Origin of the sequence: Streptomyces sp. NBC_01515, from assembly GCF_045040345.1 — a bacterium.
In the GTDB taxonomy this organism is placed as follows: domain Bacteria; phylum Actinomycetota; class Actinomycetes; order Streptomycetales; family Streptomycetaceae; genus Streptomyces.
On the sequence record NZ_CP109416.1, the window covers coordinates 457056 to 474899 of the forward strand.

The following is a 17844-nucleotide window of genomic DNA, read 5'->3' on the forward strand; positions in this document are numbered from 1 at the left end:
TGGTCACGAACCGGACATCGTGCGACTACAACAGAGCCCCGACGGTGTCCTGGTGTCCGTCCTCCCGGTGTTCGCCCCGTTCCGCCGCGGCCCGGTCGCCCAGTGCATTGACGGCCGTGTTGAAGCGCTCCATCGAGGTCGGGACGTCCGCGCCCAGCACGTACTCCTTGAACTCACCGCGGTGTGGCGCCATCGGATCGTGGCGCGGCTCGCGGACCGAGCGAAGGATCTCCGGCAGCCGGGTGCACTCGCGGTCGAGGAGATAGGCGCCGCCGGCGGTGGTGTAGGCGGCGCGGAAGTCCTCGTCGGGCAGATTCCGGGCGTTGGTCAGAACGTACGGTTTGAGGCTGGCGACGAAGTCGGCGACCACCGAGGAGACATCACTGACGAGAAGGTCCGCCTGGTTGAAGCATGCGTACAGCGTGGGCAACTGGCCGGAGATCACCTCATGCCGGACCGCCCCGCGGCTCTCCCAGAAGAGCCGGTGCCACTCGGCGTGCAGGGCGTGCCACTCGACCGTGTCGCCGCGGTCGGGAACGCGCGCGTCGCGGGTCTGCTGCGTGTAGTCGCCGCCGCGCCGACCGGCCAGCTCGTCGATCCGGGCCTCGATGTCCCGCAGCCTCGGCCCGGCGGCGAGCAGGGCCTGCGCCTCCGGTCTCTCGCGTCGCTCGTTGTCGTTGCTCAGCAGCTCCCGGACGGCCCGGTCCGCGGCGGCGGCCTCGGGAGAGCGGCGGCCCGTGAGCGGGTGCGGCTTGTAGATGATCCGTACGTTCTGCGCGAGGAGTTCCTCGACCAGGGGCACGCCCATCGGGATGAGGGAGGTGTGGCAGTCGTCGTCGCTCCAGCCCTCCCAGGTGGGGGCGTACAGCACGACGGGCAGCGGGCCCGGCCGGTGGTCGGCGTGCAGCCCTATCGAGGACAGTTGCGGGCGCCCCACTTCGACGATCGCCTCGTCGCTGATGGCGTGCCGCACCCGCTGGTAACGGTCCCGCCCGGCCCGTCCGGCCACCCAGATCTCGTCGTACACCTTGCTGACACGGTTGCTGCTGGCGAGCTTGTCGCTGTCGCCGTGGCCGATGAAGACGTGCTTGGCCTCGGCGACGCGCAGCATGTGCACGTTCTTGCCGGCGTTGCCCGGGTACAGGACGACCCGGACGTCCGGCAGTTCCAGCTCGGCCAGGTCATCGGCCTTGGGTACGCACACGACCGGGATCCGTGTGCGGCTCAGATACCGGAACGAGGCCTGCTCGCGCAGGATGATCAGCGGGCGCCGGTCGAGCTGCTCCAGCGTCTCGATCCACATGTTGACCTGGTACATGAAATCCCGGGACACCGCCGCGAAGCTGAAGTACAGGGCCACCTCGGGCCGGTAGCCGGCCAGTTGGCGGTTGACCTCGGCGATCACCTCGCCCCTTGCCGGCATCCGGCGGGCCCGGCGGAACTCCGTCAGCAGGGCCACTACGGCCGCCACCGCCGACCCCGCCGTCAGCGTGTAGCCGATGACCGCCGGGTACCAGGTCCCGGCCGCGAGCGCCGCCAGCAGCCCCGCGTGGGCCGGCAGGTCCAGGTGCAGCACCTTGCGCAGGAAACGCCGGTAGAGATACGCGGGCGGCGGCTTCTGGATGCCGGACCCGCTCATGTCGAGGTTGCGCACGGCCACCGGCAGCACCCGCCGCCGACTGATCGCGTGATGCACCGCCGAGAACAGCATCATCAGCGCGAAGTGTGCGCCGAAGACGGCGAGTCCGGCGACCAGCACCCGGTCCGGGGCCTCCATCCGGTCGGCCAGGGCGAGCAGCATCAGCGTCCGGAAGGCGAACCGCAGGGTGCGGTCGAGCTGCAACGCGGCGAGCCTGCGGACGAACCGGGGTGCCCGGACGTGCAGGGCCTCGTCCACGAGGTAGCTCACGGCGGACGCGACGGCGAAGCCCCACACGGACGGCAGCAGCGCGAAGACGGGCAATGCGGCGAAGCTGGTGGCGAACAGGAACACCAGCAGAAGGTCGGCCTTCCCGCGCACGCGCAGGACAGCACACAACCAGCGGACCATCATGGACATGGAATCCCCCCACAGGACCTCCCGCGACGGCGGCGCCGTTGCACGCCAGTTCGACACGAGGAAAGGGGGAAGGGTTGTACACCTGATGGCTGTAAATCATTCACCTCTGGTTGACCAGAAGTTTCTGTCCCGTTTACCGGTCATGTCCCCTCCGACCGCGTCGGTACTCAGTGGGAGAAGTCGCAGGGCTGTCACCGTGCCGCCTGCTCCTCTCCGCTCATCGCACCGGTCAGCGCGGTCCGTGCCAGATCTCGTAGCCAGATGTGCGCGGGGTCGGTGTCGTAGCGCTGATGCCATGACAGGTACACCGGGGCCGGTGGAAGGTCGAGCGGGAGCGGGAGCAGAACCATGCCGAGATCCGCGGCAGCCGAACGCGCCGTGGACCCGGGGGCGGTGACGACGAGATCGGAGCCCCGCGCGAACTCGTACGCGGCGCTTTCCGTGGGGGCGGTGACCACCACACGTCGTGTGAGATCGAGGCGCGCGAGAGTGTCGTCGAGGATGTTTCCGAGCCTGCCGCGCCGCGAGACGCTGATGTGCTCCGCGGCGGCGTACCGCGCGGCGGTGACGGTCTTGACGCGGGTGAGCGGGTGTCCCCGCCGCACGACGACGACCTGCTCGGTCTCGGCCACCCGGTCGGCGTGGATCTCGGGTGCGGTCGGGCGGTCGGCGTTCGCGGCGAGGTCGACCTCGCCGCGACGCAACTCCGGTGTGTCGATGCTCGATTCCGCGATGAAGCGCAGCCGCACGCCGGGTGCCTGCTCGCGCACGGCGGCCAGCAGCGCGGGCCCGCCGAGGGCGACGAGCGCGTCGTGCCAGCGGAGCGTGAAGGTGCGTTCGAGGGTCGCGAGGTCGAGTTCACGGCTCGGCGCCAGCACGCCCCGGACCTGCTGGAGCAGGTCGTGCACCTGTTCCCGCACGGCGATCGCGTACGGCGTCGGGGTCATCGTGCGTCCGGTGCGCACCAGGATCTGATCCCCCGTCGTACGCCGGATTCGGCCGAGGCTGCGGCTCATCGCGGGGGCGGTGACGTGCAGGCGGTCGGCGGCGCCGGCCACGCTGCCTTCCTCCAGCAGAGCGTCGAGCGCGGCGAGCAGATTCAGATCCAGTTGCATGGGAGTCATCCTAGCCGTGCGTTACATGCACTTGCTGTTAACGATGGCCTCTCCTACCTTCGAACTGCGGGCGCGGACGAACCAGGTTCTCGCCCGGCCGACCTCAATCCACCCTGCTCAGACGGGAGTACCGCCATGCCCGAATCGATCCAGGACACCGCGGGTGCCGCAGCCGCCGGCCCCGCCACCACCTCCGACGCCGACCTGCTCGCAGGGACCGAGAGCGCCGTACGCGCGGCGGGTGCGGTGCTGCGGGACCGCTTCGGGGACGTGGTCCCCTACCGGACCTTCGACGAGCTGATGCGCGCGCTCGCCGCCAACGACGACACGGTCCTCGACATCCTGCGCCCCCGCCTCACGGCCCTGCGCCCGAACGCCCGCTGGGTGGAGGAGGAGTTGGCGGGCGGCGCCCTCCCGGCCGGCGAATGGTGGGTGGTGGACCCGGCCGAGGGCAACGTCAACCATCTGCACGGCCTGCCGGAGTGGGCGGTGACCGCGACTCTCGTACGCGACAACCAGCCGGTGCTCATCGTGGTCCACCTGCCGATGACCGACGAGACGTACACCGCGCTCACGGGCGCCGGCGCCCACCTCGACGGCCGGCCGCTGCACGTGTCCCGGACCCCGGACCTCGGTCTGAGCATCGTGGCCACCAGCCAGGCCAGGCCGGACGAGGACGAGAAGGTCGTGCGGCGCGTCGGGGCCTCGATCACCGAGATGCTCGTCGACGCCCTCGTGGTGCGGACATCCGTGCCCGCCACCCTGCACCTGCTGAACGTGGCCGCCGGCCGGATCGAGGCCTTCTGGCAGTTCGCCGGAGCCCGCGCGGACCTGCTTCCCGGGGTCCTGCTCGTCACCGAGGCCGGCGGACGGATCTCCGACGCCGAGGGCCGCCCCTGGACTCCGGAGAGCGAGAGTTTCCTGGCCGCCGCACCCGACGTGCACGCCGACGCGGTCGCCACGCTGTCCCGCTGAACCCGCTTACCACTGAACCCACTTATCACTGAGCACTGATCACTTTCGAGAACAGAAGGACCGGATCGACATGAGTGACATCACCGTTCTTGGCGGCGGCCGCGTCGGCGGCGGCCTGGCCACCGCCCTCACCCGGGCCGGGCACGAGGTGACCGTGGTGACCCGCGCGCCGGGCACCGCCGCGGACGCCGTACGAACAGCGCGCATCGTCATCAACGCCACCCCCGGCGCAGGCTCGCTGGAGCGGCTCGCCGCGCTGCGCACGGAACTACGGGGCAAGATCCTCGTGGATGTCTCCAACGCCACCGTCGACGGACCGGACGGGCTGCCCGCCGGTCTGCTCTACCCGGGTTCGAGTCTCGCGGAGCAGCTTCAGGAGGCGCTGCCCGAGACGCACGTCGTCAAGACGCTCAACACGATGCTCCACTCGGTGATGACCGAGCCCTCCTCGCTCGCTCAGCCGCCCACCGCTTTCCTCTCCGGCGCGGACCCGGAGGCCAAGCGGGTCGTCCGCGGGCTTCTCGTGGACCTCGGGTGGCGGCAGGAGTGGATCACGGACCTCGGCGGGATCGAGACGGCCCGGGCCGCCGAGGGCGCGATCCTGTTCGTACCGCACGTCATCCGGTCCAGCGGATTCGCGCCCTTCGCGATCTCGATCGCCCGCTGATCCACGTGCTCGGCGCGGCCTGCGCCGATCAGGCGTTCTCGCGCTCGGCGCGCCGCTCGACCAGCTCCTCCACCGCGCTCGGCAGGGTCGTCTCGAAGTCGATCAGCTTCACCCATGTCGGCGTCACCACGATGCGGACCATGCCGTCGTAGGGCGAGCGGACCTCGGCCTCCCACTCGACCCGCTACCCGCTACCCGCTGCTCGGGCGTCATCTCGTAGGAGCCGTTCATCCGCAGGTACCGTCGGGTTCTCCCGCAGAGCCGGGAGCTTCGGGGCGTTCTTCGTCGTACACATGACGATCCCCGAGCCGTTCCAGGTGAACGCGATCGGGACGTTCCGGGGCGTGCCGTCCTTGGCCACGTAAGCCAGCCGGAGCACGTCACGCGCCAGCAGCTCCCGGCTGATCGGCCGGTTCAGAATCCCGGTGATCTCAGTCGCTCGCATGACCGTCCTCCGGGGAAGCCGTCGCCATCCGCCCCGGGGACGGAGCCGTCACCGCGATCTCGACATCCGCCGGGAGGTCATCCCTCTCCTCCGGGATCAGTCGGACGCCCCGCGTAGCGGCTGCGCATCGCGCCGCTGGCCGCCGGGCCCGCGGTGAAGACGTAGGCGGCACTGTCGTCGAGGCGGCGGCCGGACTTCGCGTCGACGACGACGGGTTCGACCTCCTCGCCGCTCTCCGCGTCGACGAGGATCATGCTGCGCTCCGCCGCCGTGAGGCGGGAGTTGCCCCAGGCGGCCAGGGCGACGATCACCGGGCGCAGGGAGCGCCCGAGTTCGGTGAGTACGTATGCGTGGCGCACCGGATTGGTCTGGTAGGGCCGGCGTTCCAGCAGGCCGTCCGCGACCAGGGTCTTCAGTCGTGTGGTGAGCATGCTGGAGGAGATGCCCAGGTTCTCCTGGAACTGGTCGAAGCGGGTGTAGCCGTCGAAGGCGTCATGGAGGATCAGCAGCGTCCACCACTCGCCGACGTGTTCCACCGTCGTGGACAGCGGGCACTCGCGGTCCTCCAGCCTGATCCGACTTGCCACGGTGGCCACCCTCTCAGTTACTGCTAAAGTCGAAGTTAGTAGCTTCTATTTTAGCAGTTAGTACGGGCGTGGCGCCTGGCATGCCCGCGCCCGGGAACGGACTCGACGTGACCGCATCCATCAGTGAATCCTCGTCCATCAGCGAATCCCTCGAAGGCCGACGCGCCCTGGTCACCGGCGGCACCAAGGGCACGGGAGCCGCGATCGCCCGACGGCTCTCCGAAGCCGGGGCGACCGTGCTGGTCACCGCCCGCAGCCGCCCCGACGACATCGAGTCGAAGACGTTCATCGCCGCCGACCTGTCCACCGCCCAGGGCGCCACCGATGTCGCCTCCGAGGTGGACGCCCGCGCGGGAGGCGTGGACATCCTGGTCCACACCCTCGGTGGCTCCAAAGCGCCGGCCGGAGGGTTCGCCTCGCTCGGCGAGGACGAGTGGGCGACGGAGCTGAACACGAACCTGCTGGCCGCCGTCCGCCTGGACCGCGCGCTCGTGCCGCACATGATCGCCACGGGCCGGGGTGCGATCGTGCACGTCACCTCCATCCAGCGCCGCCTGCCGCTGTGGAACGGCACCCTGGCCTACGCCGCCGCCAAGGCCGCTCTGTCCACCTACAGCAAGGGCCTGGCCAACCAGCTCGCCCCGCACGGCGTCCGCGTCAACACGGTCTCGCCCGGCTTCATCCAGACCTCCTCCGCCGACCACCTCGTCGCCCGGATCGCCCACGAAGCCGGGATCAGCCAGGAAGCGGCACTGGGCCGGCTCATGGAGTCCCTGGGAGGCATCCCGCTCGGCCGCCCCAACCGGCCCGAGGAGGTGGCCGAACTCGTCGCCTTCCTCGTCTCCGACCGCGCCTCGGCCATCGTCGGCGCCGAGCACGTCATCGACGGCGGCACCACACCCACCGTCTGAACCCACCGTCGCCCAACCGCCCGAACCCACCGTCACCGACAGGAGCGTCATGCACGACACCCAGCCCCGGACCATCGCCCCGAACGACCTGCCGGAGGTCATCACCCGCTACCTCGCGGCACAACGCGCCCACGACACCGCCACCGCGGTCGCGACGTTCACCGACGACGCCGTCGTTGTCGACGACGGCAACACCTACCGAGGGAGCGCCGCGATCGAGCGATGGCTAAACCGTGCCGCCACCGAGTACACCTACACGACCGAACTGACGCACGCTCAGGAGACCGACACGGCGCACTACATCGCCACCCACCACCTCGAAGGCGACTTCCCCGGCGGCACGGTCGATCTCCACTACCGGTTCACCCTGCGCGACGACCTCGTCGAACATCTCGTCATCGAACCCTGAGCCCGTTCCAGCGGCACCTGGAGGTCCACGAGCATCGGCGACACCCCTTGTGCCCAACGGAGTTGGGAGACACGGCCCCACCGCGAGGCGATATCCCGGCGAACGGGGGTAGCCGCCAGACACACGGCGGTTGGACGCCCCCTTTCAAGGAGAACCATGTTCGCACTCACGTCCCGTCGGCTGCGCGGCACCGCCCGTCGGGTCTTCGGCTGGCAGCACCTGCGTCCGGCCCAACTGAGCGCGATGAAGGCCGTGATGAAGGGGCGTGACGTACTCGCCGTCATGCCGACCGGCGCGGGCAAGTCCGCCGTGTACCAGGTGCCCGCGGTCCTGCTGGGCGGTCCGGTCGTGGTCGTCTCGCCGCTGATCGCGCTTCAGCGGGACCAGATGCAGAGCCTGCTCGGATCCGGCGCGCTGCGCACCGCCGCCATCAACTCCGCACAGCGCAGAAGCGACAACGAGACGGCATGGGCCCGCATCAGCGCCTCCTCGGTCGACGTGGTCTTCCTCGCTCCTGAGCAGCTCGCCAAGCCGGACGTCACGGACCGGCTCGCCGCTGTCCGGCCCCGGCTGCTGGTGGTGGACGAGGCGCACTGCGTGTCGTCCTGGGGGCACGACTTCCGGCCGGACTACCTGCGGCTGCGCCACGCGCGCGAACGGCTCGGCAACCCGCCGGTGCTCGCCCTGACCGCGAACGCGGCGGCCCCGGTACGGCGGGACATCGCCGAACGTCTCGGCATGACCGACCCGGTGGAGATAGTCGCCGGCTTCGACCGCCCCAACATCCGCCTGGAGGTGTCGGCCTTTCAGGACGCGGCAGCCAAGGAGCGGTTCGTCCTGGAGCGGACGGCCGTCGAGGAGAAGCCGGGAATCCTGTACGCGGGGACACGGAAGGCGGCGGACAGCTACGCCGAGCAGCTGAGCGACCTCGGACTGGCCGCGGCGAGCTACCACGCGGGCCTCTCCGCCGCCGAACGCCGCCAGGCCCAGGACCGGTTCAGCTCCGGTGAACTCGACGTGGTCGTGGCCACCTCGGCGTTCGGGATGGGCATCGACAAGGCGAACGTACGGTTCGTGCTGCACGCGTCCGTCCCCGGCTCGCTCGACGCCTACTACCAGGAGATCGGCAGGGCCGGCCGCGACGGGGCGCCGGCCAGGGCGATCCTCGCCTACCGCCCGCAGGATCTGGGCCTGCAACGCTTCTTCGCCACCGGCGCTCCCGACGCCGACGCACTGCGCCGCGTGGCCGAACTCCTGCGCGGCGAGGCGGCCGCCGTGAGCGCGACCCGGCTCCGGGCCGAGTGCGAACTCGGCGCGACGGCGCTGTCCGCCGTGCTGAACCTGCTGGAGGAGACCGGGGCCGTCCGCACCGGACGGGACGGCAGCCGTTTCGTCGGCGCGGTCGGCGCCGACGGCACCGACGGCGCCTCCGCGGACGACGAGGTCGACGCCGTTGTGCGGAGCGGCCTCGCCGTCCACGCCACACACCTCAAGCTCGAACAGTCCCGGGTGGACATGATGCGCGGGTACGCCGAGACGACCGACTGCCGGCGGCGCTTCCTCCTCGGATACTTCGGCGACTCCGTCCCGGTCCCGTGCAGGGCGTGCGACAACTGCACGGGTCCGGTGACCGAGCCTGCGGGCGGGCTGAGGCGCGAGCGGTCCGGGGACGCGGGACGGCCCGACAAGGCGACCGCACGGCAACGTTGGTGGCCCCGGGCCGGTGCCCGCTCGGACACCACAGCGGGTGCCGTCCGGACGGCGGAGACCGTTGAACGCCCCGCGCCCGACGACCACGCCTACCTGCCGGGCGTCCGCGTCAGCCACGACCAGTGGGGCCGGGGCGAGGTCATGAGCGAGGGCGACGGCAAGATCACCATCCTGTTCGAGTCGGTCGGCTACCGCACCCTGTCCCTGGCCGTCGTGACGGACAAGCAGTTGCTCGTCGCCTTGCCCGACGCACCGCGCTGACGCCGACTCCGCGAGCCCGGCGCGGCTGAAGTGGCCGCCGTCGGTGAAATGCCAGAGCGCGGCGGCCTCGGACCGGAGTCCCGGGCCGGCGAAACTTTTTCCCTGCACGACCCTTGCCGCCCTTCGGGGCCCCTCCCTACAGTCTCGTCCCAGTCAGTCGATACGTATCGACACCGCATATCGACACCGAGGAACCGAGGGAGGTGCTCGCATGGTGACAAGCCGGGACGTGGCCCGGTTGGCGGGCGTCTCCCAGAGCACCGTGTCCTACGTCATGAGCGGGCGCCGCTCGATATCCCCCGAGACCCGGCGTCGGGTCGAGGAGGCCATCGAGACGTTGGGGTTCCAACCCAACGCGGGTGCGAGGGCGTTGGCGAGTCAGCGCAGTCAAGTCATCGGCCTGGTGGTGCCGTTCGCGCCGGGGGCCGACATGACGGGGGTGCTGCCCTTCATCGAGACGATCACCAAGTGCGCCCGGGAAGAGGACCACAACGTCATCCTGGCCACCGAGGACGAGGGCGCCGAGGGCCTTACCCGGCTCAGCGACCAGTCCCTGTGCGACGCGATCGTGCTGATGGAGGTCGGGTCCAAGGACCCGCGCATCCCCGTGGCGGCCGGGCTCAGCGTGCCCGTCATCCTGATCGGCGTGCCGGACGACCCCGCGGGCCTGTACTGCGTCGACCTGGACTACACCCTGGCCGGACGCATGGCGGTGGACGAACTGGCCGCCTCCGCGCACGACCGCGTCGTCCTGCTCGGCTACCCGCGTGACGTGATGGCCCGCGACGTCAACTTCGTACGACGCTTCCTGCGGGGAGCCGAGGAGTCGGCCGCCGAACACGGCATCGCCTACGCCGAGGTGAGCCCGCCGGACACCAGCCGCGCCGGAGCCGAGTCCGCACTGGATGAAGCGCTTGCCGAACAAGGGCCTGGCGGCGGCCGGTTGGGGCTCGTCGTCCCCGATCCCCAGTTGATCCAGCCGACCTTGCAGAGCCTGCTGGACCGCGGTCTGGTTCCAGGCCGCGACCTGTCCGTCATCGGACTGTGCACGGACCGCACCGCCGAGACCTCCACACCCCCCGTCACCAACCTCTCGCTGGAACCCAGGGACGTCTCGCGCCGCGCGATGAGGATCCTGTTCCGGCTGCTCAACCGCGAGAGCGTGTCCACCACTTCGACCGTCGAACTGGTCACCCCACGCCTGACCCTGCGTCAGACCAGCCTGCCCGTCCGCTGATCCCCACTGTTCCGTGCCAAGGGGGATGACGCGTCATTGCTGTCGATACGCATCGACACCTCGCGCGGTCCGCCCGAGACAGCGCCGACCGAGGAGAGAACGAACATGGCTCAACGACGAGCGATCCTCAGCAGAGCGACACCGATAGTGGCCCTCGCACTCATGGCGCCGCTCGGCCTCAGCGCGTGTGGCTCGAACAGCGGATCGTCCGGCGCCGACACCCTGCGGGTGATGGACTACTACGCCGATCAGCCCGACAAGGGGATCTACGCCAAGGTCCTGGACGCCTGCGGGCAGCAGAGCGGCGTGAAGATCAAGCGGGAGGCGGTGGCCGGACCGTCCCTGATCCCCAAGGTGCTGCAACAGGCCTCGTCGCGCACCCTGCCCGACGTCCTGATGCTCGACAACCCCGACCTGCAGCAGATCGCCGCCAGCGGCGCCCTCGCCCCGCTCGGCGACTTCGGCCTGAAGGCCGACGGATACGCCAAGGGCGTGGTGGACGCCTCGACCTACCAGGGCAAGCTCTACGGCCTGCAACCGGTCACCAACACGCTCGGCCTGTTCTACAACAAGGACATGCTCGACAAGGCGGGGGTCAAGCCGCCCACCACCTGGGCCGAGCTCAAGTCGGCCGCCAAGACGCTCACTTCGGGCAAGCGGTACGGCATCGCCTTCGCCGCACCGGCCACCTACGAGGGGACCTGGCAGTTCCTGTCCTTCATGTGGTCCAACGGCGGCGACGAGAAGGACATAGCAACTCCCCGGACCGCACAGGCACTTCAGCTCTGGGTGGACCTGGTCAAGGACGGGTCGGCCTCGAAGTCGGTGGTCAGCTGGGCCCAGGCCGACGCCGACGACCAGTTCGCGGCGGGCAACGCGGCCATGATGATCAACGGCCCCTGGCAGTTCCCGATCCTCGACAAGAAGACGAGCCTGCACTACGGCGTCGTACAGATCCCCGTGCCCAAGGCCGGCGGAACTCCCGTCGTCCCGCTGGGCGGTGAGACCTGGACCGTCCCGCAGACCGGCAACGCGCAGCGCCAGGCCAAGGCCGCCAAGGTCGTCGCGTGCCTCAACTCCGACAAGAACCAGCTGTCGTTGGCCCGGCAGCGCCAGACCGTGCCGACGAAGACCGCGCTGATGGACAGGTTCGCCGCCGAGCAGCCCCGGATGAAGGCGTTCACCGACCAGGTACGCAACGCCCGTGCCCGCACAGGTGAGTTGGGCAAGGACTGGCCGAAGGCAGCCACCAAGATCTACACCGCGATACAGACCGCACTCACGCAGGGGGCGACTCCGGCGAAGGCACTGAAGCAGGCCCAGGATGGCTGACGTACTGCGCCGCGCGGTGCTGGCCAAGGGGCATGCGGTGCCGGCCGCGGAAAGCGCCCCGGCGGGCAGGAGGCTCGGAAGCCTCGGGAATCGCAACCGGCTGCGCCAGTCCCACGTGCTGTTCCTGCTGCCCGCCCTGGCCTACATGGTCGCCTTCTTCGGCTACCCGGTCGTGAAGAACGTCGTCATGGGGTTCCAGCACTACACGACGACCACCTTCTACACCGGCCAGGCGCCCTGGGTCGGTTTCGCCAACTACCGGGCCGCCATATCCTCCTCCGTCTTCGACAAGGCACTCCTCAACACGATTCTGTTCACGGTGGGTTCGATCGCGGGACAGTTCCTCACCGGTCTGGCGATCGCCCTGTTCTTCCGCCGCCGTTTCCCGCTGAACGGCCTACTGCGCTCCCTGCTGTTGCTCCCGTGGCTGGTGCCGCTGATCGTCTCCAGCGCGGTGTGGCGCTGGATCCTCGACCAGGACAACGGCGTCCTCAACCGGTTCCTCGGCGCCCTGCACCTCGTACAGGACCGTCCCGGCTGGCTGACCAACACCTCGCTGGCACTGTTCGCGGTGATCGTGGTCAACATCTGGATCGGGATCCCGTTCAACGTCGCGATCCTCTACGGCGGACTCCAGGACATCCCCGAGGAGTTGTACGAGGCGGCGGCCCTGGACGGCGCGACGGGCTGGCGGGCGTTCCGGCACGTGACGTGGCCCCTGCTGCGGCCCGTGGTCAGCGTGGTGCTCGTCCTCGGCGTCGTCTACACGGTCAAGGTCCTCGACGTCATCCTCGGGCTCACCAACGGCGGCCCGGCGAACGCGACACAGACCATCGCCAGTCAGTCCTACCAACTCTCCTTCCAGCAGTTCGACTTCGGGCAGGGTGCCGCGCTCGGCAACATCCTCATCGTCGTCTCGCTGGTCTTCGCCGTCCTCTACCTGCGCGCGAACCGCCGCGCCGTCGAGCAGTGAGGCCGTCATGGCAACCGTCACGCACACCTCTGTCCAACCGGCCACGCTCCCACCCGTCCACCGGCGGCGTTCCCGGCGGCGGCCGTGGGGATACACCGCGATCGGCGCGCTGATCCTGGCCGTGATGCTGTTCCCGGTCTACTGGATGGTCAACGTCTCCCTCCAGTCGGCCAACACCGCGGTGAGCACACCCTGGTTCCCGACACATCTGAACTTCGACGGCTACGCCACCGCGCTGAGCCAGCAGGGGGCAAATCTCCTGACCAGCCTGGTCGTTGCGGTGGGGAGCGTGGTGTTCAGCCTGCTCATCGCCAGCCCGGCCGCGTACGCGCTCGCGCACGTCAACGCGCGCTGGGTCGGCCCGGCGCTGTTCGGGATCCTGATCAGCCAGATGGTCCCGGGCATCGTCGTGGCCAACGCCCTCTACAGCGCGTACAACGACGTCGGGCTGCTCAACTCGATCCCCGGCCTGATCCTGGCCGACTCCACCGCCGGCATCCCGTTCGCGATCCTGATCCTGCGGGCGTTCATGGGCAACATCCCCGCCTCGGTGATCGAGGCGGCCCGGGTGGACGGGGCGGGCCGGGTGCGGGCGTTCGTGTCGATCGTCCTGCCCATGAGCCGGAACGCCCTTATTACAGCTGGGCTGTTCACCTTCCTGTTCACCTGGAGCGACTTCCTCTTCGCGCTGACCCTGACGACGACCGAGGACGTCCGCCCCGTCACCCTCGGCCTCTACCAGTACCTCGGCGCCCACGTCAGCGACTGGAACGCGGTGATGGCCACCGCGACCCTCGCCTCGGTCCCGGCTCTCGTGCTGCTCCTGGTGGCGCAGCGCTACATCGCCACCGGCGTGACCGGCGGAGCCGTCAAATGACCCGCCCCCAGGGCGACTTCGGAGAAAGGCAGAACACCCCTGTGACCACCTCTTCCGCACCGCCCCCGGCCCCGATCCACGTGACCGCGTGGGGGGAGAACCGCCACGAGAAGATCGAGGAGCACGTGGCCAAGATCTACCCGCAGGGCATGCACAGCACGATCGCCGAGGGCATCAAGGAGAACCTCGGCGACGCCTGCACCGTACGCACCGCGACGCTGGACGACCCCGAACACGGCCTGACCGAGGAGGTGTTGGCCTCGACCGACGTCCTCACCTGGTGGGGACACGCGGCCCACGCCGAGGTCTCCGACGAGGTCGTGGAACGCGTGCACCGGCACGTGCTGTCCGGCATGGGCCTCGTGGTCCTGCACTCCGGCCACTGGTCGAAGATCTTCGTCAAGCTCATGGGCACCAGCTGCACCCTGCGCTGGCGCAACGAGCACGACCGCGAGCTGGTGTGGACGGTGAACCCAACACACCCCATCGCCAAGGGAGTTCCGCATCCGCTCGTCGTGGACGAGGACGAGATGTACGGGGAGTTCTTCGACATCCCCGTCCCGGACGAGCTGGTCTTCGTCAGCTCGTTCACCGGCGGCGAGGTGATCCGCAGCGGCTGCACGTTCCGTCGCGGCCACGGCCGGATCTTCTACTTCAGCCCCGGCGACCAGGACTACCCCGTCTACCACAACAAGGACATCCGCCGGGTGATCGCCAACGGCGTGCAATGGGCGCGCACGGACCGGCCCGAACGCAGCCACCCCGTGCTGCTGCGCTACGACACCGACGACTTCTTCAACGGCGTCGACTACTCGGGGCCGCTTCGATGACCCACCGGACCATCCCCTGCGGGCCCGACCACCCCCTGCGCGTGCTGGTGGTCGGGGCCGGCTCCATGGGACAGCAGTGGCTGACCACCGTGACCGCCGCGCCCGAGACCGAACTGGTCGGCATCGTCGACCTCGACCCGGACACGGCCCGGCGGTCCGCCGCCGATCTGGGCCGGCCGGACCTCCCGGTCGACTCCGACGCGGTCGCGCTCGCGGCCGACACCGGTGCTCAGGGGATCATCAACGTGACCGTTCCGGTGGCCCACCACCCCGTCACCACCGCCGCGTTGTTCGCCGGGCTGCCCGTCCTCGGCGAGAAGCCGATCGCCGACACCCTGGCCCACGCCCTGTCCCTCGCCGCCGCGTCCGAGGTCAGCGGCGAGCTGTTCATGGTGAGCCAGTCACGACGCTGGAACCCCCAACTGTTCGCCCTGCGCGGGATGTTGGGAGAACTCGGCGCGATCGGCACGCTGACGACCGAGTTCTTCAAGGCGCCGCACATGGGCGGTTTCCGTGAGGAGATGGCGTACCCGCTGCTGATCGACATGGCGATCCACGCCTTCGACTCGGCCCGTTTCCTGCTCGGCGCGGACCCGGTATCCGCCTACTGCCAGGCGTACAACCCGCCGTGGAGCTGGTACGACGGCGACGCCGCCGCGAGCGCCGTCTTCGAGATGGAGGGCGGAACACGCTATGCCTACAGCGGCAGTTGGTGCAGTCCGGGCGCCGAGACGTCCTGGAACGGAACGTGGCGGGCGAGCGGCGAGAAGGGCTCGGCGCAGTGGGACGGCGACACCGAGCCCGTGCTCGTCGCCGACGTACAGCCTGCCGAGCGGCCCGGCTCCCCGTACTCCGACATCGCCGGAGCGCTGCGGGTCTTCGTCGAGTCGCTGCGGACCGGCAGCACGCCCATGGGCGAGGTGCACGAGAACACCATGAGCCTGGCGATGGTCGAGGCCGCGGTGGAGTCGGCCAGGACCGGACAACGCGTACTCGTCGACGACGTCCTCGACCGGGCATACGCGGCGGCCCTGCGCGACGAGAAACACCCCAACGTACATGCCGCCCTCGCCAGTTGGCCGTCGGTCCGCAGTGCTCTCGCCCCGCACCAGGCACCGCCCGACGCCGCGTCCGCCTGACGCCCCACCGATACGGAGACGCCGTGCCCCGCCCTTCGCCCGACCCCGTTTCCGACCGCCCCCGCCTCGGGGTGGCGATGATCGGCCACTCGTTCATGGGAGCCGTGCACTCCCAGGCCTGGCGCACCGCGCCCCGGGTGTTCGACCTGCCCTTCGACGTCGACATGGCCGTGGTCTGCGGCCGTGATCCGAAGGGCGCGGCGCGGGCCGCCGAACGGCTGGGGTGGGGTGACTGGGCGGCCGACTGGCAGGAGGTGGTCCGACGCGACGACGTGGACGTCGTCGACATCTGCACGCCCGGGGACTCGCACGCCGACATCGCGATCGCCGCCCTGGCCGCCGGCAAACACGTGCTGTGCGAGAAGCCCCTCGCCAACACGGTCGAGGAGGCCGAGCGCATGGCCGCCGCAGCGCAGGTCGCGGGCGAGTCCGGCGTCCGGTCGATGGTCGGCTTCAACAACCGGCGCGTGCCCGCCCTGGCACACGCCGCCCGCCTGATCGCCGAGGGCCGGATCGGCGAGGTGCGGCACGTCAGGGCCCAGTACCTCCAGGACTGGCTCGTCGACCTCGAGTTCCCCCTGGTGTGGCGGCTGCGCAAGGAACGGGCCGGCTCCGGCGCGCTCGGCGACCTCGGCTCGCACGTCGTCGACCTGCTCCAGCACCTGACCGGCGAGCGGCTCACCGGAGTCTCGGCGACGCAGGCCACCTTCGTCGCCGAGCGCCCCCTGCCGACCGAATCCAGCGGACTCTCGGCGCGTGCCGGGGAACAGCGCGGACCGGTGACCGTCGACGACGCGACGGCGTTCACCGGCCGGCTGGAAGGCGGCGCCCTGGTCGTGGTCGAAGCGACCCGCTTCGCCACGGGACGCAAGAACGCGCTGCGGATCGAGGTGAACGGCTCACGCGGGTCGGTCGCCTTCGACTTCGAGTCGATGAACGAACTCCTGCTGTACGACGCCGACGACCCGGAGACGGAGGCGGGATTCCGTCGGATCCTGGTCACCGAGCCCGGACACCCGTACCTGGGCGCCTGGTGGCCGCCCGGTCACGGTCTGGGCTACGAGCACGCGTTCGTCCACCAGGTCCACGACTTCCTGACCGCGGTGTCCGAGGACGGAAGCAACCCGCACCCGTCGTTCGCCGACGGCCTGCAGGTCCAGTACGTCCTGCAGGCCGTCGAGCGCAGCGCCGCGGACTCCTCTCGCTGGACGAGCATCGGCTGACCCCATGTCACCTCTGGGCGCCTACACGGGCTTTCTCCGTCAGGACGTCGCGCACCGTTGCCGGACATCGCGGCGGTGGCCCCAGACGAGGATCACCAGAATGCAGATGACGATCGTCCGCGGGCTCTGTTCTGTTCCTGCCATCAGAGACAGGATGAAGTCGTAGTACATGCCGGGCCTCTCGTGTCGGTGCTCGGTAGCAGGCCCCGGAGACTTGTCGAAGGGCCCGGGGCCTGCTGCGGATTACTTCAAGAGACCGCGGTGCGTGTCCCTGTGTCACCCTCCCTCAAGGGTCAACTACGCCGGGAATCAGTCGCGTTACTCAAAGCTATTCGCCACAAGACGCCCCAAGTGCGGGGATTCTTCGCGCAATTGGATACCGCCGGTGACCTCTTGCAGGCTCGGCGTCATATGCGTGCCCATCCGGTTGGCCACATCGCTTGGCCAACCGGGTTGGCCTGTCCGGAACACTGAGTGACCGGCCCGGGACTGTCAGCCGTTGCGCTCCAGCCGACGCAGTGTCTCCCGGCTCCATCCCGACAACCGCACGAGCACGGACTGCGGGATTCCGGCGTCGGACGCCTCTGCGACGGCCGTCCGCAGCAGCCGGCGGGCGTCACGCAACCTGCGCTCCGCATCCGCGCGCAGGGCAGCGGCCCGGCGCACCCGCTGTTCCATCAGCTCGCGCAGGACGAACACTTCAGGACGCCCGCCGCGCTGCGGAGGCCGGACAAGGACGCGCACCGCAGGCGCACCCGGGGCCGTGACCTCTTCGAGCGTGCGGCCGTGCTGACTCAGGTAGGCCTGAAAGGCGTCGACCGCCAAATCGACGGGGCTGCCTCCGGATCCCCACTCAGGGCTGATCTTCCGAACCTGCCAGCCTTGCTCGTCCCGCAACTGGACCTCCATGCGGTAGTACCCCGCACCCTGACCCGCAACGGCCAACTCCCCCGCCTCCTCCACCATGGCCCAGCAGCCCCGGCACCACCGGCCGCAGCGTGGAATCTCCCCCCGGCACGTCCCGCTGATGCCACCACGCGCCCGCCCGGCCGATTCGACGCGTCCAGGGCCCACAGGGCACTCGTGTAGTGCTC

General features: G+C 69.8%; 16 protein-coding genes and 1 pseudogene. 12 read left to right on the forward strand and 5 right to left on the reverse strand.

All coding sequences use genetic code 11. From position 1 onward, the window contains the following. Window positions 1-25: 25 nt before the first annotated feature. Together OG407_RS01695 and OG407_RS01700 are read right to left on the reverse strand one after the other, a co-directional pair. Window positions 26-2059 (reverse strand): hypothetical protein, encoded by a 2034-nt coding sequence (locus OG407_RS01695; RefSeq protein ID WP_405854263.1) that lies wholly within the window; start codon window positions 2057-2059, stop codon window positions 26-28. Between the two features lie 191 nt (window positions 2060-2250). Next, window positions 2251-3174 carry a LysR family transcriptional regulator gene (locus tag OG407_RS01700; RefSeq protein ID WP_405854264.1) on the reverse strand — a complete coding sequence of 308 codons (924 nt, stop codon included), beginning with the start codon at window positions 3172-3174 and terminating at the stop codon, window positions 2251-2253. 135 nt (window positions 3175-3309) lie between these two features. Between OG407_RS01700 and OG407_RS01705 the strand changes: the two genes are divergently transcribed. After that, the gene (locus tag OG407_RS01705) at window positions 3310-4149 is read left to right on the forward strand and encodes an inositol monophosphatase family protein (RefSeq protein WP_405854266.1); all 840 of its coding nucleotides are present in this window, start codon (window positions 3310-3312) and stop codon (window positions 4147-4149) included. A gap of 70 nt (window positions 4150-4219) precedes the next feature. Beyond that, on the forward strand, window positions 4220-4816 hold the full coding sequence (locus OG407_RS01710; RefSeq protein ID WP_405854268.1) for an NADPH-dependent F420 reductase: 597 nt from the start codon (window positions 4220-4222) through the stop codon (window positions 4814-4816). Window positions 4817-4844: 28 nt separating this feature from the next. On the opposite strand, the pseudogene OG407_RS01715 reads toward OG407_RS01710, so the two are convergent. Together OG407_RS01715 and OG407_RS01720 are read right to left on the reverse strand one after the other, a co-directional pair. Beyond that, a pseudogene (locus tag OG407_RS01715) lies at window positions 4845-5261 on the reverse strand (pyridoxamine 5-phosphate oxidase). A gap of 77 nt (window positions 5262-5338) precedes the next feature. Beyond that, complete coding sequence (locus OG407_RS01720; protein WP_405854270.1) at window positions 5339-5848, reverse strand: winged helix-turn-helix transcriptional regulator; 510 nt, start codon at window positions 5846-5848, stop codon at window positions 5339-5341. 80 nt (window positions 5849-5928) lie between these two features. Between OG407_RS01720 and OG407_RS01725 the strand changes: the two genes are divergently transcribed. The 10 genes from OG407_RS01725 (at window position 5929) to OG407_RS01770 (ending at window position 16750) form a co-directional block, all read left to right on the forward strand. After that, entirely contained in the window at window positions 5929-6759 is an 831-nt protein-coding gene (locus OG407_RS01725) for an SDR family oxidoreductase (RefSeq protein ID WP_405854272.1), read from the forward strand. Between the two features lie 49 nt (window positions 6760-6808). Further along, entirely contained in the window at window positions 6809-7168 is a 360-nt protein-coding gene (locus OG407_RS01730; protein WP_405854274.1) for a nuclear transport factor 2 family protein, read from the forward strand. Between the two features lie 156 nt (window positions 7169-7324). Further along, the gene (locus OG407_RS01735; protein ID WP_405854276.1) at window positions 7325-9139 is read left to right on the forward strand and encodes a RecQ family ATP-dependent DNA helicase; all 1815 of its coding nucleotides are present in this window, start codon (window positions 7325-7327) and stop codon (window positions 9137-9139) included. Window positions 9140-9350: 211 nt separating this feature from the next. Then, on the forward strand, window positions 9351-10376 hold the full coding sequence (locus OG407_RS01740) for a LacI family DNA-binding transcriptional regulator (RefSeq protein ID WP_405854278.1): 1026 nt from the start codon (window positions 9351-9353) through the stop codon (window positions 10374-10376). Window positions 10377-10481: 105 nt separating this feature from the next. Further along, window positions 10482-11708 (forward strand): extracellular solute-binding protein, encoded by a 1227-nt coding sequence (locus tag OG407_RS01745; RefSeq protein WP_405854279.1) that lies wholly within the window; start codon window positions 10482-10484, stop codon window positions 11706-11708. Next, window positions 11701-12681: a carbohydrate ABC transporter permease gene (locus OG407_RS01750; protein WP_405854281.1), complete on the forward strand. Its 981-nt coding sequence runs from the start codon at window positions 11701-11703 to the stop codon at window positions 12679-12681. Before OG407_RS01745 ends, OG407_RS01750 begins: the two co-directional genes overlap by 8 nt. A 7-nt stretch (window positions 12682-12688) precedes the next feature. Next, window positions 12689-13558: a carbohydrate ABC transporter permease gene (locus tag OG407_RS01755; protein ID WP_405854283.1), complete on the forward strand. Its 870-nt coding sequence runs from the start codon at window positions 12689-12691 to the stop codon at window positions 13556-13558. Further along, entirely contained in the window at window positions 13555-14388 is an 834-nt protein-coding gene (locus OG407_RS01760) for a ThuA domain-containing protein (RefSeq protein WP_405854285.1), read from the forward strand. The genes OG407_RS01755 and OG407_RS01760 overlap by 4 nt, the downstream gene beginning before the upstream one ends. Further along, the gene (locus OG407_RS01765) at window positions 14385-15527 is read left to right on the forward strand and encodes a Gfo/Idh/MocA family protein (protein ID WP_405854287.1); all 1143 of its coding nucleotides are present in this window, start codon (window positions 14385-14387) and stop codon (window positions 15525-15527) included. Before OG407_RS01760 ends, OG407_RS01765 begins: the two co-directional genes overlap by 4 nt. Window positions 15528-15604: 77 nt before the next feature. Continuing rightward, complete coding sequence (locus OG407_RS01770) at window positions 15605-16750, forward strand: Gfo/Idh/MocA family protein (protein ID WP_405868241.1); 1146 nt, start codon at window positions 15605-15607, stop codon at window positions 16748-16750. A gap of 492 nt (window positions 16751-17242) precedes the next feature. Here OG407_RS01770 and OG407_RS01775 read toward each other — a convergent pair whose 3' ends face one another. After that, window positions 17243-17716 (reverse strand): hypothetical protein, encoded by a 474-nt coding sequence (locus OG407_RS01775; RefSeq protein WP_405854289.1) that lies wholly within the window; start codon window positions 17714-17716, stop codon window positions 17243-17245. Between the last annotated feature and the right edge of the window lie 128 nt (window positions 17717-17844).